Annotated in this window: 19 protein-coding genes; 9 read left to right on the top strand and 10 right to left on the bottom strand. The window is 72.7% G+C overall.

Going from position 1 to position 21896, the window contains the following annotated elements:
• The first annotated feature begins 8 nt into the window (after nt 1-8).
• The gene (locus GRC12_RS18890; protein WP_208780483.1) at nt 9-632 is read left to right on the top strand and encodes an SRPBCC family protein; all 624 of its coding nucleotides are present in this window, start codon (nt 9-11) and stop codon (nt 630-632) included.
• Here GRC12_RS18890 and GRC12_RS18885 read toward each other — a convergent pair.
• From GRC12_RS18885 to GRC12_RS18875, 3 genes are all read right to left on the bottom strand, one after another.
• Nucleotides 618-1556 carry an aminoglycoside phosphotransferase family protein gene (locus tag GRC12_RS18885; protein WP_308286577.1) on the bottom strand — a complete coding sequence of 313 codons (939 nt, stop codon included), beginning with the start codon at nt 1554-1556 and terminating at the stop codon, nt 618-620. The genes GRC12_RS18890 and GRC12_RS18885 overlap by 15 nt on opposite strands.
• Before the next feature lie 217 nt (nt 1557-1773).
• Nucleotides 1774-3201 carry an MFS transporter gene (locus GRC12_RS18880; RefSeq protein WP_244373244.1) on the bottom strand — a complete coding sequence of 476 codons (1428 nt, stop codon included), beginning with the start codon at nt 3199-3201 and terminating at the stop codon, nt 1774-1776.
• 94 nt (nt 3202-3295) lie between these two features.
• Nucleotides 3296-3796, bottom strand: a complete 501-nt coding sequence (locus GRC12_RS18875; RefSeq protein ID WP_208780481.1) for a metallophosphoesterase family protein — start codon at nt 3794-3796, stop codon at nt 3296-3298.
• A gap of 44 nt (nt 3797-3840) precedes the next feature.
• Between GRC12_RS18875 and GRC12_RS18870 the strand changes: the two genes are divergently transcribed.
• Both GRC12_RS18870 and GRC12_RS18865 read left to right on the top strand, forming a co-directional pair.
• Entirely contained in the window at nt 3841-4302 is a 462-nt protein-coding gene (locus GRC12_RS18870; RefSeq protein ID WP_208780480.1) for a MarR family winged helix-turn-helix transcriptional regulator, read from the top strand.
• Between the two features lie 193 nt (nt 4303-4495).
• Nucleotides 4496-6448 (top strand): glycosyltransferase family 2 protein, encoded by a 1953-nt coding sequence (locus tag GRC12_RS18865; protein WP_208780479.1) that lies wholly within the window; start codon nt 4496-4498, stop codon nt 6446-6448.
• On the opposite strand, the gene GRC12_RS18860 is transcribed toward GRC12_RS18865, so the two are convergent.
• The 3 genes from GRC12_RS18860 to GRC12_RS18850 form a co-directional block, all read right to left on the bottom strand.
• Complete coding sequence (locus GRC12_RS18860; RefSeq protein WP_208780478.1) at nt 6438-7241, bottom strand: class I SAM-dependent methyltransferase; 804 nt, start codon at nt 7239-7241, stop codon at nt 6438-6440. The two genes, GRC12_RS18865 and GRC12_RS18860, sit on opposite strands and share 11 nt — an antisense overlap.
• A 230-nt stretch (nt 7242-7471) precedes the next feature.
• Nucleotides 7472-8539, bottom strand: a complete 1068-nt coding sequence (locus GRC12_RS18855) for a glucose-1-phosphate thymidylyltransferase (RefSeq protein WP_208780477.1) — start codon at nt 8537-8539, stop codon at nt 7472-7474.
• Between the two features lie 96 nt (nt 8540-8635).
• Nucleotides 8636-8815: a hypothetical protein gene (locus GRC12_RS18850; RefSeq protein ID WP_208780476.1), complete on the bottom strand. Its 180-nt coding sequence runs from the start codon at nt 8813-8815 to the stop codon at nt 8636-8638.
• Between the two features lie 154 nt (nt 8816-8969).
• Here GRC12_RS18850 and ctaD point away from each other — a divergent pair, with 154 nt between their 5' ends.
• Nucleotides 8970-10646: an aa3-type cytochrome oxidase subunit I gene (gene ctaD, locus GRC12_RS18845; RefSeq protein WP_208780475.1), complete on the top strand. Its 1677-nt coding sequence runs from the start codon at nt 8970-8972 to the stop codon at nt 10644-10646.
• Entirely contained in the window at nt 10643-11044 is a 402-nt protein-coding gene (gene ctaF / locus GRC12_RS18840) for an aa3-type cytochrome oxidase subunit IV (RefSeq protein ID WP_208780474.1), read from the top strand. Before ctaD ends, ctaF begins: the two co-directional genes overlap by 4 nt.
• Here the strand turns inward: ctaF and qcrB are convergent.
• The 3 genes from qcrB to GRC12_RS18825 form a co-directional block, all read right to left on the bottom strand.
• Entirely contained in the window at nt 10962-12479 is a 1518-nt protein-coding gene (gene qcrB, locus GRC12_RS18835) for a cytochrome bc1 complex cytochrome b subunit (protein WP_208780473.1), read from the bottom strand. The two genes, ctaF and qcrB, sit on opposite strands and share 83 nt — an antisense overlap.
• A gap of 120 nt (nt 12480-12599) precedes the next feature.
• Nucleotides 12600-13019, bottom strand: a complete 420-nt coding sequence (locus GRC12_RS18830) for a CBS domain-containing protein (RefSeq protein ID WP_208780472.1) — start codon at nt 13017-13019, stop codon at nt 12600-12602.
• 89 nt (nt 13020-13108) lie between these two features.
• Entirely contained in the window at nt 13109-14077 is a 969-nt protein-coding gene (locus tag GRC12_RS18825; RefSeq protein WP_208780471.1) for an alpha/beta hydrolase, read from the bottom strand.
• 215 nt (nt 14078-14292) lie between these two features.
• On the opposite strand from GRC12_RS18825, the gene GRC12_RS18820 reads away from it, so the two are divergent.
• The gene (locus GRC12_RS18820) at nt 14293-14778 is read left to right on the top strand and encodes a transcriptional regulator, SarA/Rot family (RefSeq protein WP_208780470.1); all 486 of its coding nucleotides are present in this window, start codon (nt 14293-14295) and stop codon (nt 14776-14778) included.
• Here GRC12_RS18820 and GRC12_RS18815 read toward each other — a convergent pair.
• Nucleotides 14765-17215 (bottom strand): SpoIIE family protein phosphatase, encoded by a 2451-nt coding sequence (locus GRC12_RS18815; RefSeq protein ID WP_208780469.1) that lies wholly within the window; start codon nt 17213-17215, stop codon nt 14765-14767. The genes GRC12_RS18820 and GRC12_RS18815 overlap by 14 nt on opposite strands.
• 196 nt (nt 17216-17411) lie before the next feature.
• Here GRC12_RS18815 and lanKC point away from each other — a divergent pair, with 196 nt between their 5' ends.
• The 3 genes from lanKC to GRC12_RS18800 all read left to right on the top strand — a co-directional run.
• Nucleotides 17412-19979: a class III lanthionine synthetase LanKC gene (lanKC, locus tag GRC12_RS18810; RefSeq protein ID WP_208780468.1), complete on the top strand. Its 2568-nt coding sequence runs from the start codon at nt 17412-17414 to the stop codon at nt 19977-19979.
• Between the two features lie 74 nt (nt 19980-20053).
• Nucleotides 20054-20170, top strand: coding sequence for a SapB/AmfS family lanthipeptide (locus GRC12_RS18805; RefSeq protein WP_030937754.1), 117 nt, complete (start codon nt 20054-20056; stop codon nt 20168-20170).
• A gap of 91 nt (nt 20171-20261) precedes the next feature.
• A partial coding sequence (locus GRC12_RS18800) for an ABC transporter ATP-binding protein (protein WP_208780467.1) occupies nt 20262-21896 on the top strand: 1635 nt, incomplete at its 3' end.

Raw genomic sequence — 21896 nt, 5'->3', positions numbered from 1 at the left:
AGGAAGTCATGGAACTGCACCACGAGTTCAGCGTGCCGGTCCCGGTCGACGACGCCTGGCGGACGCTCCTCGACATCGAGCGGGTCGCGCCCTGTATGCCGGGGGCGACCGTCGAGGAGTACGACGGCAAGACCGTCACCGGGGCGGTGAAGGTGAAGGTCGGTCCGATCACGGTGACCTACAAGGGCACCGCCGTCTTCGAGGAGCAGGACGAGGCGGCGCATCGCATGGTGCTGATCGCCGGCGGCCGGGAGACCCGTGGTCAGGGCACCGCCCGCGCGACCGTGACCGGCACGCTGAGCGAACGGGACGGCGGCACGGCCGTGTCGGTGCGCACCGACCTGACGGTGACCGGGCGGCCGGCGCAGTTCGGGCGTGGGGTGCTGGCGGAGGTGGGTGACCGGCTCGTCGGCCAGTTCGCCCAGTGCCTGTCGGAGAAGATCACCGGGCCCGCCGCCCCGGCGGAGGTCGAGGAGCCGGCGGGAGCGGTGGCGGAGGCGGCGGAGAACGAACCCCTCGACCTGCTCCGCACGGCCGGGGTGCCGGTGGCCAAGCGGGCGGCGGCCGGGGCGGCGGCGCTCGGGCTGGCCGTCCTGGCGTTCCTGGGGCTGCGGCGGCTACGGCGCCACTGACGCCCGGCGTCGGCCGGCGTCGCGCCGGTGGTCGGCGATGATCTGCTCCAGATGGTGGACGGCCGCCGTGATGCGGGCCGGGTGGTCCCGGAAGTAGGGGTCGTCGGGGACCGGGAGGGATCCCGCGAGGGCCCAGCCGCGGCCGCGTGCCCAGGTCGCGTCGTCGGCGCCGACCGCCTCGCGGAAGGCGTCCCGGGCCGGGGCGGGCAGGAACTTCCACGCGGGCACCAGGTCGACCGCGGGGTCGGCCACCGCCAGCGTGCCGAAGTCGATGACGGCGCTGAGCCTGCCGTCGTTCATCAGGATGTTCCCGGCGTCGAGGTCGCCGTGGATCCACACCGGCGGCTTGTGCCAGGGGGGTGCGGCGAGGGCCGCCTCCCACACCTCGGTGACCGCGTCCGCGTCGACGAGGCCCGTGTTCCGCAGCGCCTCGATCCTGGGGCGGACGCGGGCCTCCGCCGCGATGGAGTCGCTGCGGTCGCCCAGGGGCACTCCCCGGAAGGCGTTGCTCCGCTCGGGGCCGGGTCCGCCGGTGGCGTCGGCGGCCTGGAGCGCGGTGAGGAATCCGGCGAGGTCGTGGGCGGCGCCGATCGGGTCGTCGACGGCTTCCGGGGTCGCGGTCGTGCCGTCCAGCCAGCGGTAGACCGACCAGGGATACGGGTAGCCCTCGCCCGGTGCGCCCTTGGCGAGGGGCTGGGAGACGGGCAGCGGCAGCTGCGGTGCCAGGCGTGGCAGCCAGCGGTGCTCGCGGTCGACCTGTCCGGCCCAGTGGGCGTAGCGGGGCAGTCGTACGGAGAGGTCGTCGCCGAGCCGGAAGGTCGCGTTGTCCATGCCGGACTGCTGCACCGGTGCGACGGGGAGGTGGGCCCATTGCGGGAACTGGGCGGTGAGCAGACGGCGTACGAGTGTCTCGTCGATCAGCACGCGGACCAGTTCACCGCGGCGACGGAGGGGATTCCACCGAATTTCCATGTGTGAGCCACGACTGGATGGGTAGTCGCCGCGCAACGGAGGCTTTGTCGCCTCCCATGGCACAGCACCTCTGCGGGAAGGAGGTCCGTGACAGCGCACACTCGCAGCGCCCGGGCCGCTTCCCAACGCCTGAAGCGGCCCGGACCCATGTCGGGACACGTCTCGCGGATCACCGTTCCCGGCCCGGGACCAGCGCCCCGGGAAGCATGAGCAGCGCCACCAGCGCGGCGGCCGCGTACAGACCGGCGGCTCCCAGGGCGACGGCGTGGAATCCCCGTACGAACCGCTCCCCGTCGCCGGGCTGCCCGGCGACGGCGCCGGCCACCGCGATGCCGATCGCGCCGCCGGTCTGACGTGCGGTGTTGTTCATCGCGGAGGCCAGCCCGGCGCGTTCACCGGGCACGGCGGCGATGGCCGCGGCCACGACCGCCGGGGTCAGCAGGCCCAGGCCGAGGCCCCACAGCAGGAACGCCGGCAGCAGGACCGGGTAGCCCGAGTGCGCCCCGGCGCGGGCCAGCAGCGCCAGGCCCGCGGTCGCCACGAGCAGGCCCGCCGTGGCCGGCAGGCGGGCACCGATCCGGCTGGTGACGCGGCCCCCGAAGGGCGCGATCACCGCGAGCGGGGCGAACAGCGGGATCACCGCCAGACCGGCGAGCAGCGCCGAGCGGTGCTGGACCGACTGCAGGAACAGCATCAGCACGAACAGGGTGCCGAGAGTGCCCAGGTTCATGATCCCCGCGGCGACGTTCGCCGCGTCGAAGGCGGGCCTGCGCAGCAGCGGGACGGGCAGCATCGCGTCGTCCCCGCGGCGCAGTTCCGCCACGGCCAGCGCGGGCACGGCGAGGACGGCCACGCCCGCGGCCGCGAGGACCTGCGGAGCGCCCGCGCCCACACGGCCGCCCTCGATGAAGGCGTACGTCGTGGCCAGCAGCAGGACGCTGCCCAGCAGTACGCCGGGCAGATCGAGGCGGCGGGCCCGCTCCTCCCGGCTCTCCCGCACGATCGCCGCCGCCCACACCAGGGCCACCAGCACGATCGGCACGTTCAGCAGGAAGATCGCCCGCCAGCCGAAGGAGTCGGTGAGCGCGCCGCCGAGCAGCGGGCCGGCCGGGAGGGCCAGGCTGCCGATGCCCGCCCAGACGCCGATCGCCCGCGCGCGGGCCGCGTCGTCGGGGAAGGCGCGGCTGACGATGGCCAGCGTGCCCGGCAGCAGAAGGGCCGCGCCGACGCCCTGCACCACCCGGGCCGCGACCAGCACCGGCACTCCGGGGGCGAGTCCGCAGGCGAGCGAGCCGGCGCCGAAGACGACCAGGCCGCCCAGCACCACCCGCCGGTGCCCGTAGAGGTCTCCGGCCGTCCCGCTGGTGAGCATGAGGGAGGCGAGGGCCAGGGCGTAGCCGTCGACCACCCACTGCAGGCCCCCGACGTCGGTGCCCAGGGCCGAACCGATAGCGGGCAGGGCGACGTTGACGATGGTGACGTCGAGCAGCACCAGGAAGTAGCCGGCGCACATCACGACGAGGACGGTGCGCGGTGACCCGGCGTGCCGGGCCGTCCCGACCGCGCGCCGCAGGAGCGTTACCGGTGTATCAGCCATGCTTCTGTCGTAACAGGGGGGTCTGACAGGGGCCCGTACGCCGTTGCCGGGCAGGGGTGGCGGGTGCCCCTCGCCCTTGCGGTGAAACCGTCCGTCACCTCGGTGGCAGCCGGTGCAGTTCCACGTCCGTGAGCCGCCCGTCGGCCGCCTCCGCCGTCAGGTACGTGCAGTGGGGCTGGCGGCGGCGGTCGGTCGGGGAGCCCGGGTTGAGCAGGCGCAGGCCGCCGGGGGCTGTGGTGTCCCACGGGATGTGGCTGTGTCCGAAGACCAGCACGTCCAGGTCCGGGAAGCGGGCGGCGCAGCGCGTCTCGCGGCCCTGGGCGGCTCCCGTCTCGTGCACGACGCCGAAACGCAGGCCGCCGATCTCGGCGTACGCCACCTCGGGCAGCCGGGCGCGCAGTCCGGGCCCGTCGTTGTTGCCGTACACGGCCACGAGACGTCGGCTGCGGCTTTCCAGCAGGTCGAGGGTGGCGGTGTCGACCCAGTCCCCGGCGTGGAAGACGACGTCCGCGCGCGGGAGTTCCGCGAGGAGCGGGGCGGGTAGCTCCTTGGCGCGCTTCGGGAGGTGGGTGTCGGACATCAGCAGAAGACGCACGCGACCAGCGTAGACGGCCGCCGACCGGGTTCTATCGTGAGGGCATGGATGCACAGCCCACCGGCTCTTCCGAGGGGATCTCCGAGTCCGCCGCGCGTGCCGCGCGGGATCTGCGGGTCGTCTTCAGCCGTCTGCGGCGGCGTCTGCGGGAGGTCGCGGAGGACGACCAGCTCACTCCCCCGCAGGTCTCCGCGCTCACTCTGGTCGCCAAGCACGGTGCGGCCACGGCCGGCGCGCTCGCCAACGCCGAGGGCGTGCGGCCGCAGTCGATGGCGACCACGCTCGCCGCGCTGGACCGGCAGGACCTGATCCGGCGCAGTCCCGACCCGGACGACGGCCGCCGCCGGGTCGTCACCCTGACCGAGGCCGGGCGCCTGCGGGTGGAGGGCGACCGCCAGGCGCGCGAGGAGTGGCTGGCCCGCGCTCTGCAGGACCGGTACACCGAGGACGAACGGCGCACGGTCCTCGAAGGGCTGACGCTGCTGGAGCGGCTCACCGAGCCGTAGACGCCCTCGTCATGATCGACCTCCAGGCCGGCGCGACCGGGGCGCTCCCCGAACTCCTTGCCATGACCCGCAGTTGAGCCGATCCGGCGAAACGATCAGCGGGCGGGGCGCTGTGGGACGGGGCCCTCGATCGGGTTAGCATCTGGCCACCGCACCACACACGGCGAACGACCCGAGGGGGCTCGGAAGCCCGATGCAGGTCAAGGTCAGTGTCATCGTCCCGGTCCACGATCCCGGGCCCCGCTTCGAGCACTGCGTCGCCTCGCTGCTCGGCCAGTCCCTCCCCCCGGACGAGTACGAAGTGGTCCTCGTCGACGACGGTTCCGCCGACCCCACCCCGGCCCGGCTCGACGCACTCGCCGCCGCGGAGCCCCGGGTCCGGGTGCTCCACGAGGAGAACTCCGGCTGCTCGGGCAAGCCGCGCAACGTCGGCATCGCGGCCGCCCGGGGCGAGTACCTGATGTTCGTCGACACCCACGACTCGCTCGGCGCCGAGGCCCTGGAGCGGATGTACGACTACGGGGTGGCCAACGGCGCCGACGTGGTCGTCGGCAAGATGGCGGGACGGGGCCGCTCGGTGCCGGTGGAGCTGTTCCGCCGCAACCGGCCGCGCGCCTCGGTCGCCGACGCCCCGCTCATCGACAGCCTCAGCGCGCACAAGATGTTCCGCAAGGCGTTCGTCGCCGAGACCGGTCTGCGCTTCCCGGAGGGCCGCAGGCGCCTGGAGGACCACGTCTTCGTGGTGGAGGCGTATCTGCGGGCCGCCAACGTCTCGGTGCTCGGCGACTACGTCTGCTACTACGTCCACCGCGATCCGACGGCCGACGACGGCGCCCGGCGGATCGACCCCGCCGGCTACTTCAAGGACCTGCGGGACGCCCTGGACGTCGTCGAGCGGCACACCGGACCGGGCCGGGTCCGGGACGCGCTGCACCGGCGGTGGCTGCGTGTGGAGATGGTCGAGCGGCTGCGCGGCCGTCGCTTCCTCGCCCAGCCGGACGACCACCGGCGCAGGCTGTTCGAGGAGATCCACCGCATCACCACCGAGCGCTTCGGCCCGGGGGTCGCCGCGGGCCTGCCGCCGACGCAGCAGGTGGTCGCCGCGCTGATCGCCGCCGACCGCTACGACGACGTCGTGGCCTTCGCCGAGTGGGAGGCGCGGCTGGCCCTGACGGCCGCTCCCGCCGGCCTCGACTGGCACGAAGGTGTGCTGCGCGTCGAGGTCGCCGCCGAGCTCACCGCGGACGGTGCGCCGCTGGTGTTCCCCGGGGCCGGAATCGGCGCCCCGCTGGAGGGGCCCCCTCCGGACGTCCCCTCGGCGGTGGGCTGGGTGGGTGCCGCCGCCGTCGGACGGTTCGGCAGGGCCTCCTTCGACCTGCTGGTGCGGGAGCGCTCCAGCGGTGCCCAGTACTTCCAGCCGGTCGAGGTCACCCGGGAGATCGTGCCGGTCGAGGCCAGCCGGAACATCCGGCTGGTGCTGCGGGCCACGGCCGCCGTCGACCCCACGCGCGCGGTGGCCGGCCGGCCGCTGCACGCGGGGCTGTGGGACACCTACGCCCGGGTCAGGCTGGGCGGCTGGACCATGGAGACCCGGATCGGCCCTGGCCCGAGCAGGGCCCGTGCCGCCACGTCGGCAGCGGTGACCGGCGGGCACGTGGTGCTGCCGTACTGGACGGACCAGCACGGCAACCTGTCCCTGGACGTCGACCGCGCGAGCAGGCGGCTCGGCCTGGACCGGCTCGCCCCCGAGACCGTCAGCGTCTCCGGGGGACGGCTGCGCGCCCCGCTGCCGTTGCACGTCCCCGGCGACACCGGGGCGGTGCTGCGGCTCACCTCGGCGCACCGGTCGCTGGACACACCGGCCCTGCTCTCCCCGGCCACGGACGGGGCCCTGCTGGAGGCCGACCTGTCGGCCGGCGAGCTGAGCGGCGCGCTCTGGCGTACCGCCCTGTGCGCGACCCCCGGGGCCGCCGACCCGCGCTTCCTGCCGCTCCCGCTCGCGCTGCACGCGGACGCGCACACGGTCAGGGCGGTCCGCACCCCACGCGCCTCGCCCCTGCGCCGACTGGTCCGCAGGGCGAAGCGCGCACTCGCCGCGATCCTGGGGCGCGGCGCGGAGCGGACACCCGAACGGGTCAGCGGCTGACGGCGAACGGCTCGAGGGCCTTGCGCAGCGCCTCCAGGCCGCGCTTGCGGCTCAGGCCGAGGTTGCGGGCTCGCACCAGCGGGCCCCAGAAGTCCGCCTCCAGCAGCGCCTCCGGCTTGACCGCCTTCACCCGCTCCAGGATCGCCTCGGGCACCTTCTGCGGGTCCGGGACGTTGAACTCGGCCATGATCTCGTCGTACTTGTCCTTGAGAACCGTGTTCTCGTGGTCGGCACCGAAGACGACCAGCTGACCGGTGGGCTGGGTGTCGACGAGCACCATCGTCAGGTCGGGGCGGTAGCGGCCCAGGATCTCGATGACCTTGTAGACGTCGCCGGTCCAGTACTGGGTGTGCCGGTCGCGGGCCGCCTCGTCGACGCTGCGCGGCAGCATGTCGTCGAAGGCGATCACGCTGGCCCAGTCGGAGTGCTTCTCGACGTTCATGAAGTCGCGCAGCGCGTACTCGAACAGGTGCATGCCGTCGATGAACGACAGGTCGAGCGTGGTGCGCCGCCAGTAGCCGAGCGGGCTGCGGCCGCGGCGGAGGTTGCGCACGGGGTGGCGGCCGCTGCGGAGGTGGGCGAGCGGGTTCTCACGGGCGAAGAAGTCGTCGCTGGTCGCCCGCACCAGGTGGACGTCGACCTTGAGCTCGGTGACCACCTTGAAGGCGGGGTCGATCGCGATGCTGGGGACGCGCGACAGCTTCAGGCTGCGGCCGTCGTTGACTCCGATCTCCAGATAGTTGCGGTTGGCTGTGGCCTTGTGCAGCTCCCGCAGGAACTCATGGCGATTCACGAAGGGACTCCTTGCGGATCCGGGAAAGTGCTTGGTGCAACAGGGGCACCGGCGCCGCTCCAGGCCGGCTGCCCGCGCAGGTCGTCGACGACACCCCGGGGCTCGCGGCGGGGCTCCAGGGCGATCATCGTGCCGACGAACCTACCTCTGTACGCGCTGTGAGCCAAGCTGTTCCGCCCAATCATGCCTTCTTCATGAAACTCGTCGGCCACCTCGTGTCGAACCCCCCTTCACCGACGGATCTGCACCTTGCTGTGGTCGCCGAGCACCAGCCGATGGGCGCTGGGCACGCTCGGCGCCGGGGTCACCTCGACGTGCCGGCCGATGAGGGAGCTCTCGATCCGGCCCACTCCGACGATCGACGAGTCCCGCAGGACGATGGAGAACTCCAGCTCACTGTGGGTGATCCGGCAGTTCTCCGCGACCGAGGTGAAGGGGCCGACGTAGGAGTCCTCGACGACGCTGCCCGCGCCGATCACCGCGGGCCCGACGATCCGTGAGCGCACGACCCGCGCGCCCTCCTCCACCACGACCCGGCCGATCGTCTCGGACTCGAGGTCCACCTCGCCGTCGATCCGGGGCTCGACGCCCTCCAGGACGGTCCGGTTCACCTCGAGCATGTCGACGACGTTGCCGGTGTCCTTCCAGTAGCCCTCGATGACCGTGCAGCGCACGTCGGCGCGGGTGTCGATGAGGTGCTGGATGGCGTGGGTGATCTCCAGTTCGCCGCGCCAGGAGGGCCGGACGGCGCGCACGGCCTCGTGGATGAGCGGGGTGAACAGGTACACGCCGACGAGCGCGAGGTCGCTCTTGGGGTGCTCCGGTTTCTCCTCCAGACCGACGACCTGACCGGCCGCGTCGAGTTCGGCGACACCGAAGGAGCGGGGATCGGCCACCCGGGTGAGCAGGATCCGGGCGTCGGGCCGGCTGTCGCGGAACTCCTCGACGAGAGCGGTGATGCCGCCGACGACGAAGTTGTCGCCCAGGTACATCACGAAGTCGTCGTCCCCGAGCCAGTCGCGGGCGATGAGCACCGCGTGGGCCAGCCCTAGGGGCCGTTCCTGGGGGATGTAGGTGATCTCCAGGCCGAACTTGGAGCCGTCGCCGACCGCTTCCTCGATCTCCGCGGCGGTGTCGCCCACGACCACACCGACCTCGGTGATCCCGGCGGCGGCGATGGCCTCCAGACCGTAGAAGAGCACGGGCTTGTTGGCCACGGGGACCAGCTGTTTGGCCGAGGTGTGGGTGATCGGCCTGAGGCGGGTACCGGCACCGCCGGACAGCACGAGAGCCTTCATCTGTCCGAGCCTAGTGTCGGCCGCTGCACGGCGACCGTCGGCAAGGTGGCCGGTTTTCCACGTCGTGACGCTCGTCGGCGCTGTCCGACGGGCCGCTCAGTCCTCGCCCCGCACGATGTTCCCCTCCGGCCCGCACTGGTCCGTTCGGGTGGTCCCGGCGTCGAGGACGGCCGGGACGCAGGTGCGCAGGGCGGCCTTCCCACGCAGTCGCCTGGCCTTCGACCAGCCGGTCTCGGGGCGGCGGAGTACGGCCTTCTCACTCGTCTGCGTCGTCACGACGGTTCATCTTCCTTCTTGCCTCGTTTCCTCCCGGGCCGGGTCCCCGGCGGCACGGGCCCCAAACGCCACGCTGACGGCCCACAGCAAGGCGTGGCGCGAGGGTGCCGCAGCGTCACGGCGGTAGCGTCGCCGCGGCCGCCGGAGGAGGACGATGACGCACCTGTCGGCACATTCCGAACATTCCGCCCAGGAGGCCGGAGCCTCCGACCACGCGCTCGGCGCCTCGCTGCTGCGCTGGACCTCGACGACCGATCACAAGGTGATCGGACGCCTGTACATGGTCACGGGCTTCTGCTTCTTCCTCTTCGCCGGACTGCTGGCGCTCGCCATGCGAGCCGAACTGGCCCGTCCGGGGATGCAGTTCATGAACGAGCAGATCTACGACCAGCTCTTCACGATTCACGGCACCGTCATGATGCTGCTGTTCGCGACGCCGATGTTCGCCGGGTTCGCGAACGCGGTGATGCCGCTGCAGATCGGCGCCCCGGACGTGGCGTTCCCTCGGCTCAACGCGCTGTCGTACTGGATGTATCTCTTCGGCGGTCTGATGGTCGTCTCGGGCTTCGTGGTGCCGGGCGGCGCGGCCGCCTTCGGCTGGTTCGCGTACGCCCCGCTCAACAGCGCCTACCACTCCCCCGGCGCGGGCGGTGACCTGTGGGTGATGGGCCTGGTGGTGACCGGTGTGTCGACGACACTGGGCGCGGTCAACTTCATCGCGACCATCCTGTGTCTGCGGGCTCCGGGCATGACGATGTTCCGGATGCCGATCTTCACCTGGAACGTGCTGTTCACGTCGATCCTGGTGCTGCCGGCCTTCCCGGTCCTCACGGCGGCGCTGCTGGGCCTGGAGGCGGACCGGAAGTTCGGGGCGCACGTCTTCGACGCGGCGAACGGCGGCGCGTTGCTGTGGCAGCACCTGTTCTGGTTCTTCGGGCACCCCGAGGTGTACATCGTGGCGCTGCCGTTCTTCGGGATCATCTCGGAGATCATCCCGGTGTTCTCCCGCAAGCCGCTGTTCGGGTATCTGCCGATGATCGGCGCGACCATCGCGATCACCATGCTGTCGGCGGTGGTGTGGGCGCACCACATGTTCGCCACCGGGGCGGTGCTGCTGCCGTTCTTCTCGGTGATGTCGTTCCTGATCGCGGTGCCCACGGGCATCAAGTTCTTCGCGTGGATCGGCACCATGCGCGGCGGTTCGCTGTCCTTCGAGACGCCGATGCTGTGGGCGATCGGTTTTCTGGTGTCGTTCCTGCTGGGCGGGCTGAGCGGGGTGCTCATCGCGTCCCCGCCGCTCGACTTCCACCTGACCGACAGCTACTTCATCGTGGCGCACCTGCACTACGTCCTGTTCGGCACCGTGGTGTTCGCGATGTTCGCCGGGTTCTACTTCTGGTGGCCCAAGTTCACCGGGAGGATGCTGGACGAGCGGCTGGGCAAGGTGCACTTCTGGCTGCTGTTCCCGGCCTTCCAGCTGACGTTCCTGGTGCAGCACTGGCTGGGCGAGGCGGGCATGCCGCGCCGGTACGCCGACTATCTCCCCACCGACGGCTTCACGCTCCTCAACACCCTGTCGTCCGTGGGGGCGTTCCTGCTGGGCGTCTCCACCCTGCCGTTCCTCTACAACGTCTGGCGCACCGCCCGGACCGGACAGCGCGTCAGCGTGGACGACCCCTGGGGCTACGGGCGCGGGCTGGAGTGGGCGACGGCCTGCCCGCCGCCACGGCACAACTTCGTCGCGCTGCCGCGGGTGCGGTCGGAGTCGCCCGCGTTCGACGCACACCATCCCGCCATCGTGCGACGGGCGAGCGAGGAGGGCCCGCGGTGAAGACCGAGTCGTTGTTCTTCGGGGGCGTCGCGCTGTTCTTCGCGGGCAGCGCCGCGTTGTACGGCTGGTGGGCGCGGGAGCCGGCCGGTTCGGCGGTGCTCGTCATCGCCTTCCTGATGGCCGCGCTGATCTCGTTCTTCACCGCGGTGCAGTACCGGCGCAAGGGGCGGCGGCCCCAGGACCGCACCGATGCCGAAGTCGCCGAGGGCGCCGGACCGTTGGAGTTCTTCCCGCCGGACTCCCGGTGGCCGGTCGTCACGGCGTTCGGCTTCGCGCTGGCGGCGACCGGCGTGGTCTACGGGCTGTGGCTGTTCCTCATCGGCCTCGCGGTGCTGGCCCGTGGCGTCGCGGGCTTCGTGTTCCAGTACGTGGACCGCGGCTCCGGTCCGCAGGAGTGAGGGGGGCTCGCGGGGCGCCGGGCCGGAAGTCCGTGACCGGGTGGTGGTCGCTCTCGTAGCCGCCCTCGACACTCTGGCGCACCTCGCCGCTCTCCACGCCGTGCACGAGCCGTTGCCGTTCGGCGTCGGTGAGGGCGTGGCACAGCCGCCGGGTCACCAGGAAGGCGGCGACAGGCGCCAGGACGAGGGCGATGCGCAGGATCCAGGTCAGGGTGTTCACGGAGACGCGGAAGGACTGCGCCACGACGTCGTTGCCGCCGGCCAGGAGCAGCACGCCGTAGAAGGTGATGCCGGCGACGCCCAGTGCCGTACGGACGGGGCGGTCGCGGGGGCGGTCGCACAGGTGCCGCTCCTGGTGTCCCTCGCCGGTCAGGCGCTGCTCGGCGAACGGGTAGAGGTACAGGACGAGGAAGAGCAGCGCCGGCAGGACGACCGCGGGGAGCAGCACGTTCCACATCAGGGTGTGGCCCCAGAGGTCGGTCTCCCACGGGGGTACGAGTCGGAGCGCTCCTTCCAGGAAGCCGACGTACCAGTCGGGCTGGGAGCCGGTGGACGCCTGGTCGGGACGGTAGGGGCCGTAGGTCCACACGGGGTTGATCTGGGCGAGGCCACCCAGCAGGACGAGGACACCGAGGACGATCAGGGACAGGCCTCCGGAGGAGGCGCTGAACCGCGGATGGAGCGGTTTGCCGACGGCGTTGCCGTTGGTGCGGCCCGGGCCACGCCACTGGGTGTGCTTGAGGTGGAACACCAGGATCAGGTGCACGGTGACGAGACCGACCAGCGCGCCCGGCAGCAGGAGGATGTGCAGGGAGTACAGGCGGCCGATGATCTCGTGGCCGGGATACTGGCCGCCGAAGACGAACAGGGCCAGGTAGGTGCCGACGACGGGGATCGACAGCATGATGCCCTGGGCGATGCGCAGTCCCGTGCCGGACAGCAGGTCGTCGGGGAGCGAGTAGCCCGCGAAGCCCTCGGCGAGCGCGAGCACGAACAGGGTGAGGCCGATGATCCAGTTGGCCTCGCGGGGACGGCGGAAGGCACCGGTGAAGAAGATCCGCAGCAGGTGCAGGCCGATCGCGGCGACGAGGACGAGGGCCGCGCAGTGGTGCGTCTGCCGCATCAGCAGGCCGCCGCGGATGTCGAAGCTGATGTGCAGGGTGGAGTCGAAGGCCTCCGACACGCGCACGCCCCGCAGCGGGACGTACGAGCCGGCGTAGACCACCTCACGCATCCCCGGATGGAAGAAGAACGTGAGCCACACGCCGGTCAGGAGCAGCACGAGGAGGCTGTAGAGGGCAAGTTCGCCGAGCAGGAAGGACCAGTGGTCGGGGAACGCCTTGCGCAGCAGGGCGCCGCCGCCGTCGAGGACGGGCAGACGGGCGTCGGCGGCATCGGCCAGCCGCTCCCCGGGATGTCTCCTCGTGCGCTCCACGGCCGACCGCCTCCCTGCTCCGCACCGCCGTGGTGTACGTCCCACGCGGAGGCGGTGGCGAGCAGCGGGGAGGCGGAAAACACCCGTGGGTGTCGGGCGGAACCCCCGTTCGGGTGTTGCTCAGTCGTTGGGCTTCGCCGCGCTGATGTCCCCGAGGGCCGACTGGGGGTCGCGTTCCATGGCCGCGTCGCCCAGGGAGACGATGCCGACGGGCCGGCCGTGGTCGACGACCGGGACCCGGCGTACGGCGTGTTCGCGCATCAGGCGGATGGCACGGTCGAGGTCGTCGTCGGGGGCGACGGTGACGAGGTCGTCGCTGCAGGCGCCGGCCACGGTGGTCTGCTCGGGGTCGCCGCCCTCGGCGAGCGCGCGCACCACGAGGTCGCGGTCGGTGACCAGGCCGCGCAGCCGGTCGCCGTCGGTGACCAGGACGGCGCCGAGGTCCTGGTCGCGCATGAGGCGGGCCACCGCGGTCACGGAGGTCTGCGGCTCCACCGTGACCGGGTCGGCGGTCATGATGTCGCTGACGTGCTGGGGCATGGGGTACCTCTCCTTCGCCTGGGATCGATGTCCGGACGGCGACGCCGGTCGTCGCCGTCCGGGCCCCGGGTACCCCGGTGCGGCGGTGGTCAGGCGGTGCCGAGCGCGGAGCGCAGGGTGGCGACGGCCTGGTTGATGGCGGCCTCGGCGGCGTGGGTCTCGCGCAGGGCGTTGAGCATCACGAAGTCGTGGATGATGCCCTGGTAGCGCACGGCGGTCACGGGGACTCCGGCCTCGCGCAGCTTGTTGGCGTAGGCCTCGCCCTCGTCCCGCAGGACGTCCGCCTCACCGGTGATCACCAGGGCCGGGGGCAGCCCTTCCAGCTGCTCGGTGGACGCCCTGAGCGGGGACGCGGTGATCTGCGCCCGCTCGGCCTCGTCGGTCGTGTACTGGTCCCAGAACCACTGCATGGCGTCCCGGCGCAGGAAGTAGCCCTCGGCGAACTGGTGGTAGGAGGGCGTGTCGAAGCTCGCGTCGGTCACCGGGTAGAACAGCACCTGCTGGACGAGGGGGACGTCACCGCGCTGCTTGGCCATGAGCGTCAGCGCCGCCGTCATGTTGCCGCCGACCGAGTCACCGGCCACCGCCAGCCGCGAGCCGTCGAGGTCCTTGGTGGAACCCTGCTCGACGACCCACTTCGCGACCGTGTAGTTCTGCTCGATGGCGACCGGGTAGCGCACCTCGGGCGAGAGGTCGTATTCGGGGAAGACCACGGCCGCACCCGCGCCGACGGCGAGTTCGCGCACCAGCCGGTCATGGGTGTGGGCGTTGCCGAAGACCCAGCCCGCGCCGTGGATGTAGATGATCACGGGGAGAGTGCCGGTGACCCCGGCGGGCTTCACCATGCGCGTGCGGACCTGGCCCGTGGGGCCGCCGGAGACGGTGATCCACTCCTCGTCCACCGCGGGCTTGGCGATCTCGCCGGACTGCACCTCGTCGACGGTCTTTCGGCCGTCGACCGGGCCGAGGTCGAAGAGGTACGGCGGGTTGGCGGTGGCCTCGACGAAGGCCTGGGCGGCCGGTTCGAGGACGGGACGGGGTGCGGTGGTGCCGGTCATGGCGACCTCCTCGGTCGGGTACCGCGGGCAGGCTCCGGCAGGGTCACCGGGCCGGATGTGCGGCACACCAGGAGAGTAGAGCCCGATTAAGTCGTGCGCAACTTATTCGTGCCCGCTTCATGCGTAGTCGACTTATTCGTGCTCGCTTCATACGTGGTCGACTTATTAGTGAGCGATACAATCGGACGAACCCGAACGTTAGAGTGGTGATCGTCATGATCAGGACCGCACCCGGGAGGCGTGCCGTGAGCCGAACGCAAGCGGAGCCGAGCGAGGGATCGCTGCTCCTGGACGATCAGCTCTGCTTCGCGCTGTACGCCGCCTCCCGCGCCGTCACCGCGCGCTACCGCCCCCTGCTGGACGAACTGGGCCTGACCTACCCGCAGTACCTGGTCATGCTCGTGCTGTGGGAGCAGGACTCGATCTCCGTGCGCGAGCTGGGCGCCTCGCTCCAGCTGGAGTCCAGCACCCTGTCACCGCTGCTGAAGCGGCTGGAGGCGAACGGTCTGCTGCGCCGGGAGCGGCGCGCGGAGGACGAGCGGTCCGTCGCCATCCGGCTCACCGGCGAGGGCGCGGCCCTGCGGGAGCGGGCGCGCTCGGTCCCCGTGGCCATCGGTGACGCCATGGGTCTGACGCCCGAGCAGGACGCCCTGGCCAAGCAGCTGCTCCGGCTCATCACGGCCAACGTCACGGACGGCTGACCGGCAGCTCGGCCCAGACCTGCTTGCCGCCGCTGACCGGCACCGCCCCCCATGTCTCCGACATCGCCTCGACCAGCAGGATGCCCCGGCCGCCGGTGGCCTCCCAGCCGATGCTGGTCGGCTTGACCGGCGTACGGGGCGAGGTGTCGGCGACCGACACGCGCAGCCGGTTGTCGAGGAGGGTGAGGTCCAGGCGGACCTGGCCGTCGGTGTGCACGAGGGCGTTGGTGACGAGTTCGGACACGATGAGCAGGATGGTGTCGATGTCGTCCCGGGGCACGCCCCAGGCACGCATGGTGCGGCGGGTGAAGCGGCGGGCGTGTCCTACGGCCTCGGGGACGCGCCAGATCGTCCAGCTCTCGCGCAGCGGGCGCAGCGTCATGCCGTCGTAGCGCAGCAGGAGCAGGGCGATGTCGTCGTTGCGTTGGGCGTTGTCGAGCAGGGCGTCGGCGACCAGGCCGAGGTGGGCGGGGTCGGACACGGACAGTTCGTGGGCCAGCCGGCCGATGCCGGTGTCGATGTCGGCGTCGGCGGACTCGACGAGGCCGTCCGTGGTCAGGGCGATCACCGTGCCGGGCCGCAGGCGCAGCACGCTGAGCGGGAAGTCGGCCTGGCCGACCACGCCGAGCGGTGGGCCGACGTCCGTGTCGGGGACCTCGGTGGTGCCGTCGGGATGGCGCACCACGGGCGGCAGATGGCCTGCGCGGACGTACCAGGCGGAGCCCTCCTCCATGTCGACGTCGACATAGCAGCAGGTCGCGAAGAGGTCGGTCTCCATGTCGGTCAGCAGCCGGTTGGCGTGGGAGACGACGACGTCCGGCGGGTGTCCCTCGACGGCGTAGGCACGCAGGGCGGTGCGCATCTGGCCCATGAGGGTCGCGGCGGCGGTGCTGTGGCCCTGTACGTCGCCGATGATCAGGGCGACGTGGTTGTCCGGCAGCGGGATCACGTCGTACCAGTCGCCGCCGACCTCCAGGCCGGCCGTGGCGGGCAGATAGCGGGCGACGGCGACCGCGCCGGGCAGCGTGGGCAGGCGGCGCGGGAGCAGCTGGCGCTGGAGCATACCCACCAGTTCGTGCTCGGCGTCGAAGGCGTGGGCGCGCATCAGGGCCTGTCCGGCGAGGCCGGCGGAGGCGGTGAGCAGGGCGCGTTCGTCGGGGCCGAAGTCGTGCGGGGCGTCCCAGCCGATCAGGCAGGCGCCGGCCATGCGGTTGCCGGCGGGCAGCGGCAGCACGGCCAGGCCGCCGGGCCCGACCTCGGCGAGCGCGGGCTCCAGGGCCGTGCCCACGGGCCAGATCTGGGCGCGGCCCTCGCGCAGGGCGGAGGCGAGGGTGGGCATGGCCCGCACCGGCGCGTCGGGCCACTCGCTGCGCCACTCCAGGCGCCACAGCTCGGGCCAGGACTCCGGCTCGGGCGGGTCCAGGACGGTGACGATGAGCCGCTCGCCCTCCAGTTCGGCGAGCGCGATGCGGTCGGCCCGCAGGGGCTTGCGCAGCGCGGAGACCACGGCCTGGCTGACGTCCCGGACCGTGCCGGCGGTGGCGAGGGCGGCGGCCAGCCGCTGGACGCGGGCCACGTCGGTGACGTCGGAGCGCAGCTTGGAGGCGTCGGCGACGGTGCCGACGAGCCGGGCGGCCCGGCCCTCGCCGCCGGGCAGCAGCCGTCCGCGCAGCCGCAGCCACTTCGGCGGCCCCGAGGGCTGCAGCACCCGGAACTCCAGCTCCCGCTCGCCGATGGACATGTGGTCGGCCTCCACCACCGACATCAGCGAGGGCAGGTCCTCGGGCACCGTCAGGCCCAGCAGGGTCTCGACCTTGCCGTCGAACTCACCGCGGGTGAGGGCGAACAGCTCCAGGATGTCGTCACCGACCTCGACCCGGCCGGAGTCCATGGCGAGGCTGAAGGAGCCCGTGGGCAGCTCGCCGCTCTCGGCGGCGCGGGACGGGGCGGGCGGGGCGACGGCGTCGGCGATCAGCTCCAGGCACTTGCGGTCCTCGGTGTCGAACCCGTCGGGCCGCTCGCTCACGGCCAGCAGACAGCCGCCGCCGTCGCACCCGCGCGCGGGCAGCACCGCGAGGAAGAAGTCGCCGGCCGGTGTCCGCCGCGCCTGGGCGCCCTCGGCGAGCTCCTTGGGGCCCAGCCACACCGCACCGCCCGAGCGATGGGCGTCCGCGACCGGGGAGTGCCCGGCACGGGGATAGCTGTCGCGCAGCCCGAACAGTGTCCTGGGCACGCCCGCCGACTCCAGCAGGCACAGGGCGTCGCCGTCCTCGGCGGGCGTGTACAGCGCGGCGAAGGCCGCACCCGCGAAGACGAGCGCCTGTTCCAGGATCCGGTGCACCCGCTCCTGCGGGCCCGGACCGGAGGCGAGCGCTTTCAGGGCACCTTCGGCACGCAGCGTCCTCGTTCTGCGTCCGTCGCCGCCCTCAGTGACCACGTCCGCAATTACAGCGCGTATGAGAGTGAGGCGCAGCCCCTGTGAGCGTTCCGTGGAGGTCACAAGGCGTGTCGAGTCGAAAGGGGCCGAACATGTCTTGACGCGTGCGTACCGCACGGTGAGCTCGTGACACGGGTGACTGTCCACGGCCGTGCCCCGGCTGGAAGTCTCGATGCCGGGCCACGGAAGGGGATCCATGGACAAGCGGTACGAGGTGTACGCCCTCGCGGACAGACACTTCTACGACACGCCGGACCGGCTCGCCGCGGCCGGTGAGCAGGGCAGCGCCCTGTTCGCGACGGCCCGCCGCGAGGTTCCCGAGGGCTGGGACGCGGCGCGGACCGGGGACTGGCTGACGCTGACGCCGCTGCAGACGGACGGCAGTGCGGTGGCCGGGCCGGCGCAGGGCTGGAAGATCCACGCCTCGGCCACCCGGGAGAACGCCGAGCACATCGCCGCGACCGTGTGGGACTACTGCGTACCGCGCCGGATCCCCTTCAAGTTCGTCCCCGGACCGCATCTGCTGCATCTGCGCAACACCAAGTACGCGGGCCGCGACACCAGCGGAAAGTTCGTGACCGTCTACCCGGCCGACGAGGAGCAGCTGCACCTGGTGCTGCGCGAGCTCGGCGCCCTGCTCAAGGGCTGCGAGGGGCCGTACATCCTCACCGATCTACGCTGGGACGACGGCCCGCTCTACGTCCGCTACGGCGCCTTCGCGCGCGCCTTCACCGTCGACGAGCGGGGCTCGCTCGTGCCGGCCGTGCGGGACGGGGAGGGCCGGCTGGTGCCGGACCGGCGGGCGCCCTCCTTCCAGGTGCCGGAGTGGGTGACGCTGCCCGACTTCCTCGCACCGCATCTGGCGGCGCGCAACACCACGACGGTGGGCGACCTGCCGTACCGCATCGAGAAGGCACTGCACTTCTCCAACGGCGGCGGGGTCTACGCGGGCACCGACACCCGGGACGGGCGCAGGGTCGTCCTGAAGGAGGGGCGGCCGCACGCGGGGCTCGCCTCGGACGGGGCGGACGCGATCGCCCGCCTGGAGCGGGAGAAGGCGGCGCTGGAGCAGGTCGCGGGGACCGGTGTGGTGCCGGAGGTGCGGGACTGGTTCACCCTGGGCGACCACCGGTTCCTGGTCATGGACTTCGTCGAGGGGCGACCGCTCAACTCCTTCTTCGCGGAACGTCATCCGCTGCTCACCGCGGATCCCGACCCGCAGGCCGTCGCCCGGTACACCGAGTGGGCGGTACGCGTCCACGGGGCGGTGGAGCGGGCGGTGGAGGCCGTGCACGCGCGCGGGATCGTCTTCAACGATCTGCACGTCTTCAACATCATGATCGCGCCGGACGAGGAGTCGGTCTTCCTCATCGACTTCGAGGCGGCGGCCCCGGCGTCGGAGAACGGCCGTCAGGTCGTCGCCCACCCGGGCTTCTTCGCCCCGCCGGACCGCACCGGGGCCGACGTCGACCGGTATGCGCTGGCGTGCTTACGGCTCGCGCTGTTCCTGCCGGTGACCACCCTGTTCGTGGTCGACCGGGGCAAGGCCGCCCATCTCGCCGAGGTCGTCGCGCAGCAGTTCCCGGACGTGCCGCGGGAGTTCCTCGACGAGGCGGTCGCCGAGATCACGCGCGGCGCGGGCAGCGCGGCACCGGCCTTCGTGCGGCCCGGGGACTGGCCGCACAGCCGGGACTCGATGATCAAGGCGATCCTCGCCTCCGCCACCCCGCAGCGCGACGACCGGCTCTTCCCCGGCGACATCGCCCAGTTCTCCGACGGCGGCGGACTCGGGCTCGCCCACGGCGCGGCAGGAGTGCTGTACACGCTGGCCGAGACCGGCGCCGAGCGCTACGAGGAGGGCGAGCGCTGGCTGCTCGCGCACTGCGACCCGCCACCGGCCGGCACCCCGCTCGGTCTCTACGACGGTCTCGCGGGCGTCGCCCATGTCCTGGACCGGCTCGGTCACCGGCAGCGGGCGCTGGACCTGGTCGAGGGCATCCTCGCGGAGAAGTGGCAGAACCTCGCCTCCGACCTGCAGGGCGGACTGGCCGGTCTCGGCCTGGTCCTCGGCGAACTGGCCGACCGCACGGGCGAGTCGGCGCTGGACGAGCGGGCCGCCGAGGCCGCGGACATCCTGCTGCGGCGGCTCGCCGAACCGCTGCCGGAGCAGCGCCGACGCCGGGCCGGGCTGCTGCGCGGCGCGACCGGACCCGCGCTGTTCCTGCTGCGGCAGTACGAACGCACCGGTGACGAACGGCTGTTGGAGGCCGCCGGCGTGGCACTGCACCGGGACCTCGACTGCTGTGTCGTGCAGAAGAGCGGCGGCGGACTGGAGGTCGACGAGGGCTGGCGGACCCTGCCCTACCTCGGCGACGGCAGCGCCGGGCTCGGCATGGTCCTCGACGACCATCTCGCGCACGCCTTCGACGCCGGGTTCGACAAGGCCCGCGCCGGCATCCTGACCGCCGCCACCTCTCGCTTCTACGCGCAGCCCGGCCTCTTCCAGGGCCGCGCCGGAATGATCCTGCACCTCAGCCGCACCACGGCACCGGGCGCGAACGAGCGACGGCTCGCCGAGCAGATCGCCGGCCTGGGCTGGTACGCGATGGCCTACGAGGGCCAACTGGCCTTCCCCGGGCACCAGATGATGCGGCTTTCCATGGACCTCGCCACCGGAACGGCGGGCTGTCTCCTCGCGCTCGACGCCGCGAGCGGGGGCCAGGCCCATCTGCCGTTCCTGCCGCCCCCGAGGCGGCCCTCATGACGCGGCTCCGCAACCGGACGGAGTCGTGACCCAACCCCCGTCCCCACGGGTGGACACCGAAGGAAGGACACGACATGGCACTGCTCGACCTGCAGACGATGGAGTCCGACGAGCACACCGGCGGCGGTGGCGCCAGCACGGCCAGCCTCCTCTCCTGCATCAGCGCCGCGAGCGTTCTGCTCTGTCTCTGACACACCCCGTGTGTGCACGGCTCCGGGCGGTCACTCCCTCCGCGGGAGGGGCCGCCCGGGGTCCTGCGCACCCCTACGACCCTGGGGCGGTATGACGACGACGTCGACGTGTGCGGACGCCGCAGAGCCCATGCCCCTGACCGGCCTCGCGACCCGGCACAGCGCGGCCCGCTGCGTGGCCCTGAGCCTGGTCGGCGTGGCCTCGACCGGCGCCGGACTGCTGCTGCCGGCCGCGCTCGGCCGCACCGTGGACCTGCTGCTGGCCCACGTCCCCGCGACCCGCTGGGTGCTCATCTGCGCCGGGCTCGTCCTGGCGGCGGCCCTCCTCGACGCCGCCGAGACGGTGATCGGCGGCACCCTCGACGCCCGTACCACCGCGTGGCTGCGGCGCCGGCTGACCGGACACGTCCTGGCCCTCGGTCCGCGCGCCACCGCCCGCTTCGGCCCCGGTGACCTCGTCGCCCGGCTGGTGGGCAACGCGGCGCAGGCCGGGACGGCGCCCGCCGCCCGCGCGGCGCTGCCGGCCGCGTTCGCCGGGCCCGCCGGCGGCATGGTGGCCCTCGGCCTGATCGACCCCTGGCTGGTGGCGGTGTTCCTCGGCGGGGCGCCGGTGCTGACCCTGCTGCTGCGCGCGTTCGCCCGGGACACCACCCGCTGTGTGGCGGAGTACCAGCGGGTGCAGGGACGGATCGCGACCGCGCTCGCGGAGGCGGTGGAGGGGCATCGCACGGTCCGGGCGGCCGGTACGGCGGACAGGGAGGCGGCACGGATCCTGCGCCCGCTGCCCGAGCTGTCCCGCGCGGGCCGGCTGATGTGGCGGGTCCAGGGGCGGGCCGCCGGTCGGGCGAGCGCCGTGGCACCGCTGCTGCAACTCGGCGTCGTCGCGGTCGCCGGAGTCCTGCTGGTCCGGCACCGGCTGACCGTCGGCGAGGTGCTCGCGGCCTCCCGGTACGCGGTCCTCGCGTCCGGCGTCGGCGTCCTGGTCGGCCAGTTCGCGAGCCTGGCCCGCGCACGGGGCTCCGCCGAACGCGTCGACGAGGTCATGGCGCAGCCCGCTCCCCTCCACGGCGAGCGCCGGCTGCCGCCCGGGCCCGGCCGGCTGGAGCTGCGCGGAGTGACCGCCCGGCGCGGTGGACTAACCGTGCTCGACCGCATCGACCTCGTCGTACCCGGCGGCAGCACCCTGGCCGTGGTCGGCCGTTCCGGCACCGGAAAGTCCCTGCTCGCCGCGCTCGCCGGACGCCTGGCCAACCCCGACGCCGGGGAGATCCTGCTGGACGGCGTCCCGCTGCGCGAGCTGTCCCACGACGCGCTGCGCCGAGCCGTCGGCTACGCCTTCGAACGTCCCGCCCTGCTCGGGGCGACCATCGAGGACACGATCGCCCTCGGCCTGCCCTCCCCCTCCCCCGCCCGCGTGCGCGAGGCGGCCCGGACGGCCCACGCGGACGACTTCGTGCGCCGGCTGCCGCACGGCTACGCCACCCTCTGCGCGGACGCCCCGCGCTCCGGGGGCGAGTCCCAACGCCTGGGCCTGGCACGGGCGTTCGCCCACGGCGGGCGACTGCTCGTCCTCGACGACGCGCTCTCCAGCCTCGACACGGTGACCGAGGCCCGTATCACCGAGGCCCTCGTCTCGCACGGCTCGGGGGGCACCCGGCTCCTCATCGCCCACCGCGCGGCGACCGCGGCACGTGCCGACGCGGTCGCCTGGCTGGAGGGGGGCCGG

Source organism: Streptomyces griseorubiginosus (assembly GCF_017614965.1).
GTDB classification, from domain to species: Bacteria; Actinomycetota; Actinomycetes; order Streptomycetales; family Streptomycetaceae; genus Streptomyces; species Streptomyces griseorubiginosus_B.
Note: the sequence above shows the minus strand (reverse complement) of the source record. Positions and strands in the feature narration are given on the sequence as shown.